We start from the raw sequence: 19,746 nt of genomic DNA, 5'->3' as shown, positions 1-19,746 counted from the left end.
AGGAATCCACAGAGAGTCCAAAATTCAGTACTAGATTCTTCTATAGATACTTTCTGTTCTGGACAAATTACATGATGTCCTTCTTTATAACCCCGGCCCTGATAATAGAGCCTATTTTTGGCAGCTTTGAAGCGCTGGCTGATAGTCGAGCGGTGCGAGGAATTATCATCGCATTGACGTGCTTGCCATTGGCTATCACGTTTCATTGGCTGGAGCGCAGGCTTCTTGTATGGGGGGAGGCCAGAAAAATTCGAGGAATGGAGGACTTCAACAGAAAATATGGGAGTCGACGACGTTGAACATTCAGTTCCAGCGAAGGCGGGCAAGATCTGATCGTGAGCGAAGCTAGCGATGTTGGTGATCGAAGGCCTGAGAGTGGCGTTGACGACGATGGAGTACTTTTGAGTGTGGGAACTAAGACGAGCAAGCGCGGGTGATCGACTATCTGCTAAGTCCCTGTCGCAGCATGGGAACGAAGCATCGAGGGAACAATGAGCTGGATGGCCGTAATGCATCGGAGTTTCACCTGCAATAGTCCTGCTGTTGCACCTTTGTTTGCGTCAAACTGGAGTTGATGATGGAAAATCTCGTATCCCTCATGCTAGGCCTGATCTGCGTGTCCGGCATCGTCGGTCTATCCTGGCGGCTGCGCGTCGCAGCATTTTTGTTGACGACCGAGTCTTTCGACAGTCCGCATAGGGCGCGTCGTTGGGTCAACCGATATCTGATCTTCAGCTTCTATTATCTGCTGTCGTTCCTGTTCTCTTCGGTTCTTGCCCAGCCGATCATGCGACTGATGGAGGAGGCCGGCGTCGGGCAGCTAGGGACCGGCATCGCTTATCTGCTGCTTTGTCTACCAATGGCATGGCTACTCCTCGTGTTTGATTTTTGGCTGGCGCGCCGTAGCGATGGCGCCAAGCGTCGGGGTCGTACGCCGACGGGGTGCGAACCAGGGTTTGATTCATGGCGTTAGATGCCGATCGTTCATGAGTGCGGATTATGTCAGTAACTTAAGTATCTATTGGCGAACCATGAAAATGGTGAAAACGACAATTCGAACGAAAGTTGCGTGATATCGATACATGCACCGTCCAGCGAAAAATAGGTGAGCACATAATGGGAAGAACGACAGTATTCAATTTCCTGATGGTGGTGTCATTACTAGTTTTGTTCTTTATTGTAGCTCCGATTGCGGGTGGAATGAGCAATGCCTTCGTCGCATTTTCTGTCGGAATCCTTATCGGCTTAGCCCGTTATAAGGCCGGGTTCGATTTGGTTTCAATAAAGGTATCGATCATAGTGTTTCTGGCGTCAGTTATATTTATGAACATCTTTGATACTGATGACAGGAAGTATTTCTTTACATTGATTGCAGTCGGTTGGTCTGTTTCAAGCGTCGTTATCAGCTTGACAATAAAAGCCAGAGTAAAAGATAAACCAAAAGGAGAGTGATCATGTCAAGTGTCAATGAAAATGTTGCGGCGATGTTTCTGACCGAAATCTCAGCGGTTTTGGCTGCAAACGTTAAGAGAGCATTTGATGAGGCTAAGGCTGCCGGAGATGGGGGAAACGCTAGCCCTACAGTCTTGTATGAGCTTTTTAGTGAGGTTCTTCATCAAAACATCGATCTTTTGGATGCTTACGTCACGAGATTCCAGCAAGAGGGGGAGACAGTCCTGGCGACGTGGTGCGCACAAATGCGGGACAGTGCTGCAAGCCAGCTTCAGCTATTGGAGTCGAATCAAGATCCGCTTGTGGGTCTCAAGGAATTCGCAAGCGGCGTGGTTAACTCGATAGCGGAGCAGACGGAGCATGTGGGTATAGGGTGGAAGGCCGAGAAGCTCATACCTTTGCTTAGTCAGGGATTGGATGCATGGGAGATCGGAGATAAACTGCTCGAAGGCGACTGGAGTGCAGCCGTTGCTGTTGTTGCAGCCTCATTGGTTGGGAGTGCCGTCGCGGGAGTTCTTACCGGTGGCGCAGTTGTGCTCGGTGTCGTCTCATGGCCGGTCCTGGCTGGTATTGCAGTTATTGGTGCGCTCGTCGGAGTTGTGGGCGGAGAAGCGACCGATTCAGTGTTGGAAGACCTGTTCGGATTGGATAAGGAGCCAGCGGATCTCAGGGAGGATGCATACACCAGAATCTCGTTTCTGATCGCGAATGGAGGCTCATCAGTCCTTCCTGAGCTGGGCGATTATTTGGCATTTGGAACGTCGGGTAATGATCACCTCACCGCTATTTATCTTGAGGCTGAGGCTAGTATTTTGATTGGTGGCTCCGGAGAAGATCTAATCACCGGCGGTCAATTTAGAGATAAATTGATAGGCGGCGGCGACGGAGACATTATTCGCGGGCTGGATGGAGACGACTACTTAAGCGGAGGCGCTGGAAACGATGAGCTACAAGGGGGCTCTGGCGCCGACAAGTTGGATGGAGGGGATGGATTTGACAAATATGAGTTTGATCCATCCGACCTAAGTGGCGGTGCCGCAGACATTATTGTTGACTCCGATGGCGTAGGCCTCATTAAGTTTGAAGGTCTCGACATAGCCACCTACGGTATAACGCCCCTTCCGGGCGGAGGGGCATGGAAAACCACAAACCGCCCTTTCAAGTTGACAGTTCTGGGGGAGGGCGAGAACCAAAGCTTGGTTATCCTGCACCTTGAAACCGGCGCGACCATCACAGTTCAGCACTGGAGTAACGGTGAACTCGGAATTACCCTGCCGGCTAATCCAGCACCCTACAATCCGATGCCGATCACCCATTCGGGTACCGATGCGGCTGATTACATACATCCAACCCTGAATAACTCAAGTCTAGATGGAATGCATGCCGATGGGGGAATTGGGAGGGACATGATCGTCGGCACCAATGGCCAGAATGAAGATGTACTAGAAGGTGGCTGGGGCAGCGACATCATCAACGGAAACAGCGGCAAGGACCGCATCGATGGTGGTGATGAAGACGACTTAATCACGGGTTTCGGCGACGACTCAACCGTTGAAGGTGGCGAAGGCGACGACGTCATTGTGGCATCGCACGCCTTTTATTGGTCCTTCAATCCGAACGATGTTCGTCTCAATGCAAATGGCATCTGGCGCGACGTTGCGTCATATTTTAATTGGACTTCCGCTGACGGATTCATGCTGATGGACGGCGGCCAGCTGGCGCTTGGTCACGTGTTTGATGTATTTGGCACTTTCGATCACTCCGGCGCCAGTTCGATAGAAGGCTGGACCTACCGCTTCTGGTCGACGGGCGAAACAACATATTCGCTTCAGTACTATTCCGCGGCCGAGCCCGATGGAATTTCCGCAGGTGGCGGAGCCATCTCGTACCGGCCTACTACGGCGCAATTTGAGAAAGGAGTATCACTATACGGTGGAACAGGAGACGACAACATCATTGGTAGCGCGGTAGGCGATTTCATCGATGGCGGCGACGACAACGACTTGCTTGCAGGCGACCGTGGCAACGATGTGATTCTCGGTGGCACTGGCGACGACCGTATCGCTGGCGGCGAAGGCAATGACGTTATCGACGGCGGCGACAACTCGGATATCGTTTATGGCGAGGAAGAAAACGACACCATTCACGGCGGCGGCGGGAATGACTTTCTTTGGGGCGATAGGTACAACGAGGATAATGCCACGGGGGGCGGCAAGGACATCATGGAGGGTGGCGCTGGCAATGATCAGCTTATTGGCGGCGGTGGTGACGATTACCTGAGTGGCGGCAACGACACCGATCTGGTTATCGGCGGTGAGGGAAACGATCTGCTCTTTGGCGGAGAAGGCGCCGACGAACTGCAAGGCGGAGCCGGTCGAGACAGCCTTTATGGTGACGCGGGAGACGACCGCCTTTGGGGACAGGGCGGTGCAGACTATCTCTCTGGTGGTGATGGTGCCGACCAACTGGTCGGTGGCGAAGACAACGACTCTTTGGATGGCGGCGCCGATAGCGACACACTGTTTGGCGAGGCCGGCGACGATACGCTGCATGGCGGCGCCGGCGATGATGCGCTGCAAGGAGATGATGGCAAGGACACACTCAATGGTGGCGACGGCGCTGACCAGCTATTTGGTAACGCCGGAGAGGACTACCTCCGTGGCGGTGGCGGCGACGACATTCTCACCGGCGGTGCGGACAACGACCATTTGACGGGTGGCGGGGGAATCGACTCGTTATATGGCCAAGATGGCGACGATGTACTGGATGGTGGCGACCAGAACGACACTCTCGCTGCCGGCAACGGCAATGATTCGGCCTATGGCGGAGCCGGTAACGATCTGATCTACGGCCAGATCGGTAACGACCGCCTGGAGGGCGGCGCTGACGACGACACGATCTACGGCAATGAGGGGGATGACACCCTGCTTGGCGGTGATGGTGCCGACTTCCTGCGTGGCAACGAAGGCAACGATGTGCTGGTCGGCGGCGCTGGTGACGATGGCTTGAACGGCGGCTATGGCCATAACACGTATATCGTGGGGCCGGATACCGGTAACGACATTATCTATATTCCAACCAACGCGGTACCAGAAGGGGAGACCCTGAGCGGTGAGCTGCAGATAACGGGTGGTGTTCTGCCCGATGGCGTGGAGGTCGCGATATCGGGTCAGGATGTAACGCTGTCCTTCGGCAACAGTTCTGTGATCCTGGGCGGTTTCATGGTCCAGTACGATCCTGGCCTGGGTGGAAGCTGGTTCCAGGGATATTCGCCGGTCACGTCGATTACCTTCGGCAACGGCACGGTATGGACCATATCGGATATCCGACGGACTTATCTGTGGACTGCGTTTACTGCAGGAAACGATTCGATCAGTGGCTACGAAGGCGATGATGCGATCCGCGGTGGCGACGGTGGCGACCTGCTCAATGGCCAGAGTGGAAACGACACGCTACTTGGTGAAAACGGTAATGATCAGCTGCTGGGCAGCTACGGCAATGACACGCTCAATGGTGGTGCCGGAAACGATACATTGACCGGGGGCTACGGATCTGACACCTATGTGTTCGCCCTGGGTGATGGCCAGGACACCATCAACAACACAGGCGCCGATCCCGATGTAAGTGCACCCACGCCGATCGATGCGGTGCAGTTCGCCGAAGGCATCCTGCCAGAAAATGTCGAGGTGATCCGCTCGGGCATGGACCTCTACTTGCGCATCCTGGGAACTTCCGACCAGATCAGGGTCTTGGATTTCTTCCGGAACGATGGACAGTTGATTGATGCCCTGGACGAAGTTCGTTTTGCCAACGGAATCACCTGGCATACCGCTGATTTGCTGGCAAAAGCCTTGTTGGGTGGCTCACAAGACGATGGCCTGGTTGGCTATGCCAGTGACGACTTGTTGGTGGGCGCCGAGGGTAATGACGCTCTGGACGGCGCGGGCGGCAACGATACCCTCCAGGGCGACGCTGGTTTGGATACTTTGATCGGTGGTGATGGCAATGACGCACTGCTAGGTGGCACGGATGCCGACAACCTGCAAGGCGGCGCCGGCAATGACGACCTGACCGGCGGCCAGGGCAACGACGCACTAGACGGTGGCGAGGGTGACGACACCTATCGTTATGCCCTGGGTGATGGTGCCGATACGCTGGCGGATGCGGGCGGTCTCACCACATTGCTCCTATCCGGTGTGACGCGGGCCCAAGTCTACTTCCGTAGGGAAGGAACGAGCCTTGCGGTTTACTTCGTCGGCAGCAACGCCGACCAGTTGATGCTGGCCAATTGGTTCGACCCCGCGACGGGCATCGGCATTCGCGACCTGGTGGTGGACTTCGGCAATGGCGAATTGATCACGCTGGATGCTGCGGCACTGGCATTGGAAGTGACTGCCGGTAGCGCAAGCGACGACCTGTTGTACGGTGACGCGACCAACAACACCATCAATGGTCAGGCAGGTAGCGACATAATCCATGGTGCAGCAGGCAACGACACCATCGGCGGCGGCGACGGTGCTGACCTGGTCTATGGTGAGGAGGGCGACGACAGCCTGAGCGGCGGGTTTGATGGCGACCAGTTGTATGGCGGTGTCGGCAGCGATCAACTGGCAGGCAACGAAGGCAACGACCAACTGTACGGTGAAGCCGGCGACGATCTGCTATTGGGCGGTAGCGGCCAGGATCTGCTGGAAGGTGGCGAAGGCGCCGACGAACTGCAGGGCGGTGCCAACGACGACATCTTGCGAGGCCAAGTTGGCATCGATGTGCTGTCCGGCGGCGACGGCAACGACCTTCTCGACGGCGGTGTGGATGTCGACCAGATGGCCGGTGGTGCCGGCGATGACCTCTATCAAGTGGATGATTCGTTGGACACAGTGGCCGAATCGGCAGGCGAAGGCCTCGATCGGATCCAGAGCAGCGCCAGCTATGCGCTGTCGTCTAACGTTGAAGTTCTCGAACTCATTGGCTCGGGGGATATTGATGCCACCGGCAACGCCGCGGCCAACGAACTGGTTGGCAACAGTGGTAACAATCATCTGCAAGGCTTTGGGGGCAATGACATTCTGATGGGTCATGATGGCACCGACCTATTGGAGGGCGGCGAGGGCGACGACGCGCTGGACGGAGGTATGGGTGCCGACCAACTGATTGGCGGCGCGGGCAACGACACCTATGAAGTAGATGCCGCGGACGATGTTGTTGTGGAGCTGGCCGGAGATGGTAATGACACGGTCCACTCGACGACTTACAGCTATGCACTGTCGAACAACATCGAGCAGTTGGTTCTGGTCGAAGGTAGTAATGCCTACGAGGCTATCGCCGGCACAGGCAGCCAGACTCTTACTGGCAACAGCTACGACAATCGACTGGATGGCGGCGCGAGCGTCGACACGCTGATCGGCGGCTTGGGTAACGACATCTACGTCGTCGACAGTAGCGGCGACGTCGTCATCGAGAATGCTGGCGAAGGCGTCGACACGGTCGAATCGAGCATCAGCTACACGCTGAGTACAACGCTGGAGAATCTGACTCTGCTGGGTAGCGGTAATTTCAATGCGACCGGCAATATTGGCGACAACATAATCCGCGGCAATGCCGGCAACAACCGTATTGAAGGCGGAGCAGGGGCCGACATGCTATACGGCGGCTTGGGCGATGACTACTACGTGGCTGTATCTTCCACCGACCAGGTGCGTGAGTACGCGAACGAGGGTGTCGACACCATCGAACGCATATTCGAGACCAACTTGGTATTGGGGAACCATGTCGAGAACCTGATCCTGGGCACTGGCATCGCAACCGGCAACGGCAACGGGCTGAACAACGCGATTACCGGAAACGCCAGCGACAACACCCTGGGCGGCTGGGACGGTAACGACGAACTGTTTGGCCTGGACGGCAACGATTCGCTGTTCGGTGGAACGGGCATCGATCGACTTCTGGGTGGTGTGGGCAACGACTATCTGGACGGCGGGGCTGGTGTCGACCATCTTGAAGGTGGCACGGGGAACGACATCTACATCACCGATACGGCTAGCGATGTCGTCGTTGAGGCTGCGGGCGCCGGCACGGATCAGGTCCAGACGACGGCCTCTTACGCCTTGTCGGTCAACATCGAGAACCTGTTCCTGATGGGTACGAGCGCCATCGACGGCACTGGCAACTTGCTGGATAACTACATCTCGGGCAACAGCGCTGCCAACCTCATAAACGGTGGCGCAGGTGTTGACACCATCGTGGGTGGCGGCGGTAACGACACGCTGTTTGGCGGTACCGGCGATGACAAGTATGTCTTCGACGCCAGCTCCGGCAGCGATGTCATCAACAACGTGGATGGCGGATTCGATGGTGTCTTCTTCACCAATGGCATCACTCGTGAACGCCTTTCGTTTAGCCGCGTCGGCGATGACTTGCTGATCACGGTCGATGCTGGTCCGACACCAGCCGTCCGCGTGCTGAATCATTTCCTGGGTGGCGACGCGGCGATCGACTATGTGCAGCCGGATGGCGGCTTCTATTTGACCACCGCCGAGATCAACCAGATCGTGGCGGGTGGTGGAACGGGTGGGCAATACGATCAGGTCATCGAAGGCACGGCGGCTGGCGAACAACTGGTCGGCAACTCGGGCAAGGATTTGATCAAGGGATTGGCCGGTGATGACGAACTGTTCGGTATGGGCGGTAACGACACGCTGCAGGGTGGGGATGGCAACGACTACCTGGCCGGAGGCAATGGCAGCGGCGCCAGTTCAGGCAATGACAAGCTGGAAGGTGGAGCCGGTGCAGACACGCTGTCGGGCGAGGAGGGCACCAATACCTTGATCGGCGGTACTGGCAATGACAGCTACGTCTACGGTGGCGGCCAAGACACCATCGACAATATCGGCGGCGGCTACGACGGCGTGTTCTTCAACGACGGCATCACTTCTGCGGATATGGCCTTTGCGCGCGATGGCGATGACTTGATGATCACGGTAGGCGGCAACACGAATGCGACGGTGCGCGTCACCGATCACTTCCTGGGTGGTGACAGCGCCATCGACTTCGTCCAGCCGGACGGCGGCAATATGCTGGACACCGCCGCAATCAATGCGTTGGCCGGCGGTGGCGGTGGTAACCCGGGTGGTGGCGGGAATGAAGGCAACGACGCCGACTATCCCAATGTCGTCACGGGTACGGCCGCCGGCGAGCAATTGCTGGGAACTTCCGGTCGCGATCTGGTACGCGGATTAGGAGGCGACGACACGTTGTTCGGTTTCAGTGGCGACGATAAGTTCGAAGGTGGGGAGGGTAACGACTATCTCTCCGGCGGCAACGGATCGTTCAGCGGTTCTGGCAACGACATCCTGATTGGTGGCAACGGAGGCGACACGCTGGTCGGTGAAGACGGCAGCGACATGCTCATCGGCGGAGCGGGGGATGACGACTACTACTACTCGGCCGCTTCCGGTAGCGACACGATCGATAACGTCGGCGGCGGTGTCGATTGGGTGTTCATGAATGGCATCGCCAGCACTCGCCTGAGTTTCCATCAAGACGGCGATGACTTGCTCATCCGAGTGGATGCGAGTGCGGCCCTGCAGGTTCGGGTACTCAAGCATTTTCTGGGTGGCGAATACGCGATCAGCTACGTGCAGCCTGGAAGTGGAAATGCCATACCGGCCTCCCAGATTCCCAGCAGATTGACTCCACTGCCACAAGGAGCCATGGCGATCATGGCCGATAGCAGCGAGCCGCTGAGATTCGATTCGATGAGCGATGCAAATGCATCCGTCGGCACCCAACCGGATGGTCGCGTTAGCCAATCGAGTCCATCCATTTCGGCAAGGAACACTGCTGAGTTACTTTCGACCTCGGATACGATTGTGCCGATCCAGGAGGAGAGCCTGTTCTCGGAGCCTAGCGAGCTGGCAAGCTGGGATTGGCAACAGCTCTTGGATCTGTCTGATCCACAGCAACCACCGGAGCAGGGCGTGGCAATGACAGATCCACCGCTTGTTAGCCGGGAACTGCTCAATCTGGTGAATGCAATCGGCAGCTTCGGCAGCCAGGCTTCGGATTCCACCGGATTTGACACCGGCGGCCAACTCCAACAACGCCCAGCCTGGAATGGCGACTGGCATCACGCCGATCACCACAACATGCATGTTCGCTACATGGTGCGGTGATTCTCAATGGGGAGGTTCGGTGCATCCGAGCCTCCCCTTATTGGTGAAGCTCAGCCGTAGCGCGAAGCACGCGAAGTCCCGTTGGGGCGACATGCTGCTGAGAGTGCGCGCGAAAGATAAGTGGAAATAATGAACTGGAAAAAAGCAACAGCAATCGGTTTCATGTGCTCAGCACCACTTTTAGCTTGTAAAAAATTGAGCCGTCCCCTCCCGCCAGATGTAACTAAAAACCGAACGGAACGCGAACTCGGAACGCACTTCGCCCAACTTTTCGCCCAATCCGGGTGCCATTTTTCCGAGCAGTAGATAGTCTCCAGGGAGCACATGAAATCCGTTTTCCGGCCCCTGGTAGTCCTGATTGTTTCGCTTTCACTGTTCGGATGCACCAAGTCCGCTCCGGGGAGGCAGGATGCTGGGCTCGATCTGTCCCTTTGCGATCTTTCGTTTCGAGCGGTCACTCCCAATGGCACTCTCTCCATCACTGAACTGATTCGTCCCGAACACATCGCTTCTGTGGAGAGGATGGAGCCGAGCTTTGCTGGAGATCACCCCTGGTTCGTCACGCTCACCAATACTGGTGCGGAGCGCATGTTGGAGCACACCTCCACTAACGTGGAAGGGCAGATCGCGATGCTCTGCGACAGTCGCGAGATCAATCGCACTCTCATATTGGAGCCATTCGCAAAGCACTTCATCGTTCAAGGTATATCGGATGATGATTCAATAAATTCGACCGAGCAGGAAACGCTTCGCTGGATGCCTTAGTGGCTAGCTTTGTGATTCAAGCTCCTGACGGTTCCTCAGTCTCCAAGTTTCGCCTGGCCGAATGCAAAATGGAGTGTGTCGCTCACCTACTCACGGACGCGCCACACGCCGCGAAGTCTTACCTGCATTCGTCAACGCACCGACCGCAGCATCCGCATTCACCTGTACCAGTCCGTCGGTGGACTTGCTGGTCCGGCGCATGAGTTCGTGCGTGCTGCGTGCGTCCAGGTTTGGCGAGAGGGAAAGCAGCAGGGCGGCCATGCCGCTGACATGCGCGGCGGCCATGGATGAGCCGGAGGTGAAGTCGTAGCCGTTGCCGGGTTGGGTAGTCAGGATGTCGTCGCCCGGTGCGTTGAGCACGCCGGTTGGGGCGGATGCGCTGTTGCTGGTGCGCACGACGATCACGCCCGGGATGTCGTTGGGGAATCCGCCGAGGCGGCCATCCGGAGGCATCGCGGCGATTACGATGCGGCCTTGATGCAGTAGCTGTTCGAGCAACCGGCGCAATAGCGGATCGCTGGGACCGCCCAGGCTTAGATTGACGATGCGTGCGCTGGTGCCGGCGATCGTCGCCAACGCCTTGGCCAAGGTGAAGGAGTTGCAACGCGCAGCAGCGCCGGACACTTGTGGATACCAGCACGCCTTGTAGATGTTGAGTTTGGTCTTGGGCGCCATGCCGGCGATGCCGAGACGATTGTTGCTGTTCGCCGCGATGATGCCGGCGACTTCGGTGCCATGCGCGTCGCGATTGAAGGCCGGGGCGTCTCCTCCCACCAGATCGTGTACGTCGCGGATGCGGCCACGCAGGTCGGGATGGGCAGTGTCCACGCCGGTGTCGACAATGGCCACTTCCACGCCCTGACCCTGCGCGTGAATCTGCGCGGCGGCGGCATCGGTAGCGATGAAGCCACGTTGCAGATCGATATAGGGATCGTTATAGCTTGGTGTCTGGGCGGTGCGACTGGTAGCGGGCTCGTTCGACGAGTAAACCGAGAAATCCTGTAGCGGCTGCACCAACTGGACGCGTTCGTCGGCGGCCAAGGAGGCTATCAGTTCATCCCGCGACACGCCCGGCGGCGGCTGCAATACCGCGCAGTACACGCCAAGTGGCTTGATCGGCCAAGCCGCCACCTCGCGTAGGCCGTATTGGCGCTTGAGCGCATCAAGCGTGAAAAGTGCCTGTCTGCCCGCACCATAGGATTTTGCCGAAGCGTAGCCCAGCAGGTTGGAGCCGGCACGCGTCGGTGCTGGTGCCAGTGGGTTCTCCACCGCCAGTACGATGTCGCGTTGGTTGTCCAGCGCGGACGCCTCCCTGGATTGATCCGGCGGTAGCTGCGTCAGCCCGCCATCCAAGTGAGCGCAGCCAGCCAGTACGAAACTGGCTGACAGCAGCAGGGCAAGTCGTCGCTTCACGGAGCAGGGGAGATGGGTTCTGCCAGACGAATGCCGGGCGCGGTGCGCAGCTGTTGCACGATTTGGGAAGTCTCGGTGGCGGCATCGGGTGTGGCAGGCGCGACGATATACGCGCCCATGCCATTCGGTCCACCGACCACCTGTAGTTTGAGCGTATGCAACAACGTATTCCAATCAGCCACAGGCATTTGCGGATCGGGGACTACCCTGATTGCTCCGGTCGCGATGGGCGCGGGTGCGTCGCTGAGCGTGCGATAGGCCGGGGTCTGATTCGCCGTGAATAGCTGCGAGCTCAACACGCCAAGGCCGATTGCCTGGGCCAGTACCGTGGCCGCCAGCGCCTTGACCAACCAACCGTTCGATTGCCCCCGCACCGGCTTCTGCCGTGGTTCGGGCGTGTCGATTTGCTTGAGCAGGCGCTGCAACCCCGCCTCGGGATCGACGGGGAGGTCGGTCGGCAGCGACATGGCCAAGCGCAACTTGCTCTGCTGAGCGAACTCAGCACTGCAAGCGTTGCATTGGGTCAAATGGGTATGTAGCCAGTCGTTCTGTTCCTCGCTGGCGCTTCCTTGCAGTACCCAGGGCATCAGCTCCCAGGCATGCGAGCATTCCTGGCCAGGTTGCACGAAGAAGGTCTTCATGACAGTTTCTCCGTCAGTGTGGGGACGCTTCCGGCCAGGGCCGGCAGCACGTTGCGGAGCTTGACTCGCGCATGGAACAACCGGGCTTTTATCGTGCCGATCGGGCAATCCATGATGATCGCGATGTCCTCCAGTTTGTAGCCGACCCCGTACACCAATTCGATGACGACGCGTTGGTCGGCAGTGAGTCGTTCGAGTCCCTTGCCCAGCCAATCGCGCAACTCGCGGTCTTCGTCCGGATCGTCGGTGGCGAAGCGATCCTCTGCTACTTCGCTGTCGTCGACCGGGTCGCCGCCATGTTGGCGCAGCGCCTTAAGACCGCAGCGATAGGCGATGCCCATGATCCAGGTGGATGCCTGCGAGTCGCCGCGAAAACCTTCGGCCTTCTGCCAGACGATCCAGAAGCAATCGTTGATGGCTTCCTCGATGATGTCCGGGCGACGAGTCAGGCGCGACAGGAATCTGCACAGCCGGCCGTGATAGTTCCTGTACAGCGTCGCCAGCGCTTCGCGGTCGCCCGTGGCCATGCGTTGCAGCAGCACGCGGTCGGTGGCATCGCCCAGGGCGTCGGTATCGTTCATGGCAGGGGAAGGAGCATCAGATACCGGTATGTGCGGCCACTAGGGAGAAAGGTTGCATCCTGCGCAGAACCTGTTCACGCGGGCCGCATGCCGAGTGCGGCAGGATCGCTGGCAGGTTCTCAGAACGCCACCGAGAGCGTCGCGACCCAGGGCGATACGCGCTGGCCGCCCCATGGCCGCGGCACATTGGCGCTGGTGGCGACGCGGTCGAGCTCGATGCTCCAGCTTCCCCGGCTCCATATCAATCCCGCATGCCCGTAACGGTAATGACCACTACGCGCCTGTCCGTCATCGAACCGTGGGGGCTGGGCAATCCCCAGCCCGCCCGATAACACGAAATGTTCCGACAGCGAATGCTGCATGGTGACGTCCGCCGCGCCGTACACGCGTCCGCTGCCGGGCATGCGCGATGCCGACAGCGAGAAGGTCAACATGTCCCGGTAAGTCCAACCGACGCTGGCCTCGGTCCGCTCGACGTCCCATTCTCTGTCGTCGACGGCATAACGGTACCGGTAGTACGACAGGCTGGCCTGTGCCTGCCAGCGGTCGGAAAGCGTCCAGTGGTGGGAGAGCGCGATGCCCGATTCCAGCAACTGTTCCGGCGAACGGGTTTCGACGGCCGCGGACAGGTCCAGCGACCAGCCCGCGGCGGGCGCCCAGTAGACCGATCCTTGGACGACAGGTGTGCGGGAGGTGATCGCGATACCGCGATCAACCAGTTGGGAATTGATTGCGATCGCACCACCCAGGTCGGCCGCCTCTGCTGCCAGTGCAGGACAAAGCATGGCGGCCAGCAGCAGCCAATGGCTGCCAGCTCGCCGGATATTCGTGCGGATCGGGCGATGAATCACGATGCGGACTCGCCGGTGCATGCCGATCTCAACGTCGTCAAGAAAGCCGCTATCCGCACAAGCGCCTGACGGGAGGCGTGGAGGTCAAGGCGGCGGACGGATCGTTGTGCAAGGTCGTAAGCCGAAGGAGTTCGATGCCTATACATCCAGGCAGCGGTGGCGATACAGGCCGCTGCCGAAATTGTGGCCCGAGTATAGCCCTCTTCCATAGACCTGACGCCAGCGCGGCAAGCTTCAACGGCGCGTGCGCAGGTAGGCGATGAGGGCATCCACCTGCTCTGCATCGAGCCCGTCGTACTCCATCTTGGTTCCTGGAAGCGCTTTCTCCGCGGGCTGGGCCAGGTAGCGGCGCAGGGTGGCCTCGTCCCACGTCCAACCTGCCTGGCGCAGCGCTTTGGAATACTTGTAGCCAGGCACCGTAGCTGAAGGTCGGCCAATCACGCCGAACAGCGACGGGCCCTCCTTGTTCTTGCCATTGGCCGCGCTGTGGCACTCGGCGCATTCGGACATGAAAACCCTGACGCCGGGATCGGCGGCATGCACGGCGGCAGGCACCCAGGCGCCAGCCAACAACGCGCCGACCAATACGGCGCGCGACAGGACGGGAACAACACGTAAGGTCATCGTGTTCGGCTCTCAGTGGAGGAAATCAAAACGCCAGGCTCAAGGCGACCTGGAACTGGTTCAGGTCCTCCGCGTTGGTCGGCGCAAATGGGCCGAACACGTTGTCCGACGCTCCATTGAATTTGCTGAAGCGAAACCATGTGGCGGAAAGACGCATGTTGGCGATCGAAGTGAAGCTGTCTTCCTTGCCGAACGGGGTCCAGTACGCACTGATCAGATTGGCCGTGGTGTCGGGCACCCCATAGGGCGCGTAGCGCGCAGGATCGGCCGACCCGGTATTGATCATATGGGCCAGCAGTACGCCGTAACTCTGTCGGAAGGCGTAGTTCAAGCTCAACGTCTGGTCGCGTACCGAGCCGCGTCGGAAGGGCACCAGTGCCGGATCTCCGCCGAGTGGGTCGCCGTAGCGGCGGCGCTCATAGATGTTGGTATAGGCCACGCTCACCACGTGCTCGCGATTACCGAGGAATTGGTAGGTGAGGTCATAGCCCAGATCGGTAACATCGTTCGTCGGCCCACCCGTGCGCGGTCGCTGTTGCTTGGTGCTGAGCGCAGTCACGCCGGCCGAGAAGAAGTGACGTTTGAAGTCGCGCATGTACGCCAGGCGCATATAGCCGGTGTCGCTGAGTCTGCCGGGATCGCCAGAAACCGGGAAGCCAAAACGATCCTGCAACGAGGTGGACATGCTGCGATAGGTGCCGAGTTCGCCGTACCAGTCGCGGTCGTACACGCCGTACACGCTGGTGCCCAGCACGCGCCGCGACAACGGCGAAGAGTTGAGAATCGAATTGGACGTAGCGTAGGCCGAAGGCGCACCCAAACTGGAGGCCGCCGGCAGTACGCCGATCGGGTCCTGCGCGCCAAAGTTGTTGTTGACGGTGACGCCGACCGTCGCATTCTTCTCGCCGATCTTGAACTTGCTGGTGACGAAGCGCAGGTCCATCTCGGTGAGGCGCGTGTCGAACTTGTCGTTGCCAGTATTGGTGGATGCGACCTTGACGTATCCGCCGACGTAGTCGGAAATGCGGCCGGCCAGGTACAGATCGGCTTCATTGAGGCGTGAGGTGGTTTCGCCACGCGCCGGATTCGAGTGCACGCCGGTGACCTGGGCGGAAACAGGAATCTTGATGCCCTCGCCGTTGCTGTCGGTATAGCCGCCCAGTTTGAATCGCATGCCGTACGGCGTCAGCGCCGGGCCATAGCTGCCGATATGACAGTCCGCGCACGCCGAGCCGGTCTGGCGAGCGAACGACGGCACCGCCTGTGCGCGGGGACTGACCAACAGCATCAGCAAACAGACGATCAAGCCAAGCATGAGAATGTGCAGTTGGCGAATGGGGACGTTGCTCATGGGAGTTCCTTGGTCGCGTCGATGCGACAAGCTGCGGGTAATGGAAGCACGGGATAAAAAAGGCATCAGTCGCGCCTGCGCTGCGGCAGCATGTCGCGCAGTACCGCATCGCGTCGGATGAAGTGGTGCCACAGCGCGGCGCCGACATGCAGCGTGACCAGCGCCAACAGCGCCCACGCCGCATCCAGGTGCCACGCCTGCAACGTGTCGGCGAGATCCGGATCCGGTTCCACCAGCGTCGGCAAGGAGAGGCCGAACAGGTGCACGGGCTTGGCCAGCGCATCGCTTAGCGCCCACCCGAGCAGCGGCAGCGACAGCAGCAGTGCGTACATCGCGACGTGGGTCAGCGCGGCTGCGGCACGGATGATCCAACCCATGCCAACCGGCGCCTGCAAGCGGCCCAGGCGCAGTCGCACCGCCACGCGCAGGCAAAACAACATGAGTACCAGCAGACCGAAATGACGATGACCCTCCAGCAGCCATTGCCGTAGGGCGCGGCCATCGACCTCGCCGCGGACAAGGATCAATGTCGCCGCACCAACCAACGCGAGTGCAGTCAGCCAATGCAGCGCGACCAATGATCTCGGTCTTGGACGGGCGGTAACGATGCCAGCGTCCAAGACAGGTTCCGGTGGCGTCGGCGGGGGAGGGACGGCGTCAGGGGCAGGGTTTGGTGGCGTCATTGAATGATGGGTTTCCGGTCCGGGGATCGGTCGATGGAAGGTCGACCGCTATGTCGGTGGATCACGCATGGGTGGGAAGCCGCGCATCCCTATGTGCCGAGTTACCGGAGAAAGGTTGCGCCGGCGGAGTGGTCTTGTGACGACGACAACCTTCTCTCGGGTTGGCGGCACTCAGGAAGTGCAAGCGCTTCCTTCCAGGACGCCGTGGGGCAGGTCAAGGTCATGACAATCGAACTCATCCATCTGCACATGCACGGCGACGACCGCGGCCAGCTCGTCGCGCTTGAGCAAGAACGCAACGTGCCTTTCGAGATCCGGCGTGTGTACTACTTGTTCGCCACCCGGCAGGACGTACATCGCGGACAGCATGCCCACCGCCGCCTCAATCAACTGGTCGTGGCGTTGCATGGTTCGGTGACGTTCCTGGCCGACGAAGGCCATGGCCCCGTGGAGGTAGTGCTGGACGATCCCGCACGCGGCCTGCTGCTCGGCGGCATGGTCTGGCGCGATCTGTACGACTTCAGCGAAGACTGCGTGCTGATGGTGTTGGCCGACCAGCTGTACGACCCGGACGACTACATCGTCGACTACGACGAGTTCCTGCGCGAAGCGAACGGCGTTCAATGGCAGGAGGCCTAAGCATGGCAAAGCCTCTGGTACTCGTTGGCGCGGGCGAGCTTGCGCAGATCGCTTGCGAATACTTCACCCACGACAGCGACTACGAAGTGGTGGCCTTCAGTGTGGAACGCGACTACATACCCAGCCAAGGCAGCGCCGCGCCGACCTTGGCCGGCTTGCCCGTGCTCGCCTACGAAGATCTTGAGAGTATCCACGCGCCTGGCGACGTGGAGGTATTCGTCGCCATCCCGGCCACCGGGCTCAATCGCTTGCGGACCCGCTTCTATCTGGACGCCAAGCGCCGCGGATATCGGTTCGCCAGCTACGTCAGTTCACGCGCCTTCGTCTGGCGCAACGCCGAGATCGGCGAGAACTGCTTCATATTCGAAGGCAATGTCGTCCAGCCGTTCACCCGTATCGGCGACAACTGCGTTTTGTGGAGCGGCAACCACATCGGTCATCGCACGGTGATCCACGAGCACGCGTTCGTCGCTTCGCACGCGGTGGTGTCCGGTTACTGCGAGATCGGCTCAAGCAGCTTCATCGGCGTGAACGCGACCTTCAACGACGGGGTCAAGGTCGCTGCCGACAACGTGATCGGCGCCGGTGCGCTGGTCACCCGTGATACCGATCCCGGCCGCGTCTACGTTGGTTCGCCGGCGCGTGCCGTTCCGGATCGTTCCAGTTTCGACGTCAAGCTCTGAGGCGCGGATGTTCGCTTGGGCCAAGCAAGGATTGGTATTCGACGTCGCACGTCATCGCGTGGGTGGATGGATGCGTCATTCGGCGCTGACGCCGACACCCTGGCGGCTGGATGAAGAAACGCTGCGCATCTATGCGGGTTTCAGGGATGACGACGGCGTCAGCCGCATCGGCTACGTCGACGTCAGCGCGGACGATCCCACTACCGTCATGCGCGTCAGCGCCGAACCGGTGCTCGATATCGGGCGCGGAGGGTGTTTCGACGACAGCGGGATGATCCTGGGAGACGTGGTGCGGACGTCGGAAGGTCTGCACCTGTTCTACGTCGGCTTCCAGCGTGTGGCACACGCCAAGTTCCTGGCGTTCACCGGATTGGCGATATCCCGCGATGGAGGCGAGTCATTCCAGCGTTGCCAGGAGACGCCCATTCTCGATCGCGCGCCGGGCCGCAGCACGATTGCCGCAGTGCATTCGGCGCGTTATGAAGGAGGTCGTTGGCGGCTGTGGTACGCCGTCGGCGACGACTGGGAACCTATTGGCGATGCCCCTTTTCCGCGTTACCACATCCGCTATGTGGAAACCGCGGATCTGGCCGCGATCCCGCGCGCGGATCAGGTCTGCCTGCTGCCGCAAGGCAATGAATATCGCATCGGCCGGCCGCGCGTGTACCGTTTCGGTGGCCGCTACCTGATGTATTTCACCCGCGGCAACACCACCGGCGAATACTTCCCCGGCGTAGCCGAGAGCGATGACGGCGTGCGATGGCGGCGGTGCGACGAAGCATTGGGGCTGGCGCTGTCCGAAAGCGGCTGGGATGCGCGCACGCTGTGCTACCCGGCGTTGGTCCAGCATCGCGACAAACTGCTGATGTTCTACAACGGCAATGACATGGGCAAGGAAGGATTCGGGCTGGCGGTAGCCGGTCTACCGCCAAGCGCGGGAGGCGTGAATGTTCTTGGTTAGGCCGTATGCCGCCGCTGACGCCAAGGCCTGGAATGCGCTGGTCGCGCATTCCCGGAACGGCAACCTGCTGCATCTGCGCGGCTACATGGACTACCACGCCGATCGATTCACCGATGCCTCGCTGGTGGTCGAGCGGAGCGGGGAAATGGTGGCGGTGCTGCCGGCGAACGTCCGGGGCGATACCGTCGCCAGTCACGCCGGATTGACCTACGGCGGGCTGCTTTCCTCATACGCACTGCGCGCTGGATCGACACTGGCGGTGTTCGACCAGATTGGCGAACACTATCGCTCGCGGGGATTGTCGCGGCTGCTCTACAAAGCGGTTCCGCATGTGTTTCATGCTTCGCCCGCCGAGGAAGATCTCTACGCACTGCATCGGCTCGGGGCTCGCCTTCACCGCCGCGATGTGTCCTCGGTAGTCGCGTTGCGCGAGCCGTTGAGATTCACCCCTGAGCGTCAGCGCTCCATCGCCAAGGCAAGGAAAGCGGGCCTTGGCGTGCAGGTCGGGCAGGGCATGGCGGATTTTCATGTCCTGCTTACGCAGGTACTGGAGCGGCACGGCGCCGCACCCACGCACAACCTGGAAGAACTGCGTCTGCTTCACGACCGGTTCCCTTCACAAATTGTGCTGCACGAAGCGCGAGCCGGCGGCGCATTGCTCGCCGGCGCGCTGGTCTACGACTTCGGCAGGGTCGTACACACCCAATACCTGGCGGCGTCGGAAGAGGGCCGGCGCCTGGACGCACTCAGCCTTCTGCTGGCCGAGCTCATCGAGAACGTGTACGCACAGCGCGAGTACTTCAGCCTCGGCATTTCGACCGAACAAGAAGGACGCGTGCTCAATGAAGGACTGGTCGAGCAGAAGGAACGCTTCGGTGCGCGCGCCATCGTGCACGACTTCTATGAGTGGACGCTCTGATGGACGCCGCTG

The 19,746-nt window shown here is 59.6% G+C and carries 15 protein-coding genes; 8 read left to right on the top strand and 7 right to left on the bottom strand.

The features are described 5' to 3' along the window. Positions 1-577 precede the first annotated feature (577 nt). The 4 genes from AADW18_RS02650 (at position 578) to AADW18_RS02635 (ending at position 10,388) form a co-directional block, all read left to right on the top strand. Complete coding sequence (locus AADW18_RS02650; RefSeq protein WP_337341791.1) at positions 578-973, top strand: hypothetical protein; 396 nt, start codon at positions 578-580, stop codon at positions 971-973. A 92-nt stretch (positions 974-1,065) separates the two neighbouring features. Beyond that, positions 1,066-1,452 carry a hypothetical protein gene (locus AADW18_RS02645; protein ID WP_337341790.1) on the top strand — a complete coding sequence of 129 codons (387 nt, stop codon included), beginning with the start codon at positions 1,066-1,068 and terminating at the stop codon, positions 1,450-1,452. Positions 1,453-1,454: 2 nt separating this feature from the next. Continuing rightward, positions 1,455-9,623: a calcium-binding protein gene (locus AADW18_RS02640; RefSeq protein ID WP_337341789.1), complete on the top strand. Its 8,169-nt coding sequence runs from the start codon at positions 1,455-1,457 to the stop codon at positions 9,621-9,623. Positions 9,624-9,947: 324 nt separating this feature from the next. Further along, complete coding sequence (locus tag AADW18_RS02635; RefSeq protein ID WP_337341788.1) at positions 9,948-10,388, top strand: hypothetical protein; 441 nt, start codon at positions 9,948-9,950, stop codon at positions 10,386-10,388. 90 nt (positions 10,389-10,478) lie between these two features. Here AADW18_RS02635 and AADW18_RS02630 read toward each other — a convergent pair whose 3' ends face one another. From AADW18_RS02630 to AADW18_RS02600, 7 genes are all read right to left on the bottom strand, one after another. Then, the gene (locus AADW18_RS02630) at positions 10,479-11,801 is read right to left on the bottom strand and encodes a S8 family serine peptidase (RefSeq protein WP_337341787.1); all 1,323 of its coding nucleotides are present in this window, start codon (positions 11,799-11,801) and stop codon (positions 10,479-10,481) included. After that, entirely contained in the window at positions 11,798-12,442 is a 645-nt protein-coding gene (locus tag AADW18_RS02625) for a zf-HC2 domain-containing protein (RefSeq protein ID WP_337341786.1), read from the bottom strand. The genes AADW18_RS02630 and AADW18_RS02625 overlap by 4 nt, the downstream gene beginning before the upstream one ends. After that, positions 12,439-13,023, bottom strand: a complete 585-nt coding sequence (locus AADW18_RS02620) for a sigma-70 family RNA polymerase sigma factor (RefSeq protein ID WP_337341785.1) — start codon at positions 13,021-13,023, stop codon at positions 12,439-12,441. Before AADW18_RS02620 ends, AADW18_RS02625 begins: the two co-directional genes overlap by 4 nt. A gap of 119 nt (positions 13,024-13,142) precedes the next feature. Continuing rightward, the gene (locus tag AADW18_RS02615; RefSeq protein ID WP_337341784.1) at positions 13,143-13,895 is read right to left on the bottom strand and encodes a hypothetical protein; all 753 of its coding nucleotides are present in this window, start codon (positions 13,893-13,895) and stop codon (positions 13,143-13,145) included. Positions 13,896-14,108: 213 nt separating this feature from the next. Next, entirely contained in the window at positions 14,109-14,498 is a 390-nt protein-coding gene (locus tag AADW18_RS02610) for a c-type cytochrome (protein WP_337341783.1), read from the bottom strand. A 25-nt stretch (positions 14,499-14,523) separates the two neighbouring features. After that, a complete protein-coding gene (locus AADW18_RS02605) occupies positions 14,524-15,849 on the bottom strand; it encodes a cytochrome C (protein ID WP_337341782.1) in 1,326 nt (441 codons plus the stop codon). A 65-nt stretch (positions 15,850-15,914) separates the two neighbouring features. Next, positions 15,915-16,532 carry a cytochrome b/b6 domain-containing protein gene (locus AADW18_RS02600; RefSeq protein WP_337341781.1) on the bottom strand — a complete coding sequence of 206 codons (618 nt, stop codon included), beginning with the start codon at positions 16,530-16,532 and terminating at the stop codon, positions 15,915-15,917. Positions 16,533-16,754: 222 nt separating this feature from the next. On the opposite strand from AADW18_RS02600, the gene AADW18_RS02595 reads away from it, so the two are divergent. From AADW18_RS02595 to AADW18_RS02580, 4 genes are read left to right on the top strand one after another with little or no spacing between them, the layout of a single operon-like run. Continuing rightward, positions 16,755-17,171: an FdtA/QdtA family cupin domain-containing protein gene (locus AADW18_RS02595; RefSeq protein WP_337341780.1), complete on the top strand. Its 417-nt coding sequence runs from the start codon at positions 16,755-16,757 to the stop codon at positions 17,169-17,171. Between the two features lie 2 nt (positions 17,172-17,173). Continuing rightward, complete coding sequence (locus tag AADW18_RS02590; protein WP_337341779.1) at positions 17,174-17,854, top strand: acetyltransferase; 681 nt, start codon at positions 17,174-17,176, stop codon at positions 17,852-17,854. Between the two features lie 7 nt (positions 17,855-17,861). Further along, the gene (locus AADW18_RS02585) at positions 17,862-18,815 is read left to right on the top strand and encodes a hypothetical protein (RefSeq protein ID WP_337341778.1); all 954 of its coding nucleotides are present in this window, start codon (positions 17,862-17,864) and stop codon (positions 18,813-18,815) included. After that, positions 18,802-19,734 carry a GNAT family N-acetyltransferase gene (locus AADW18_RS02580; RefSeq protein ID WP_337341777.1) on the top strand — a complete coding sequence of 311 codons (933 nt, stop codon included), beginning with the start codon at positions 18,802-18,804 and terminating at the stop codon, positions 19,732-19,734. The genes AADW18_RS02585 and AADW18_RS02580 overlap by 14 nt, the downstream gene beginning before the upstream one ends. Positions 19,735-19,746: the final 12 nt, after the last annotated feature.

This window comes from Pseudoxanthomonas sp. CCNWLY206-1 (genome assembly GCF_039710385.1).
Classification (GTDB): domain Bacteria; phylum Pseudomonadota; class Gammaproteobacteria; order Xanthomonadales; family Xanthomonadaceae; genus Pseudoxanthomonas_A.
This window is presented reverse-complemented; position numbering and strand designations above follow the sequence as displayed.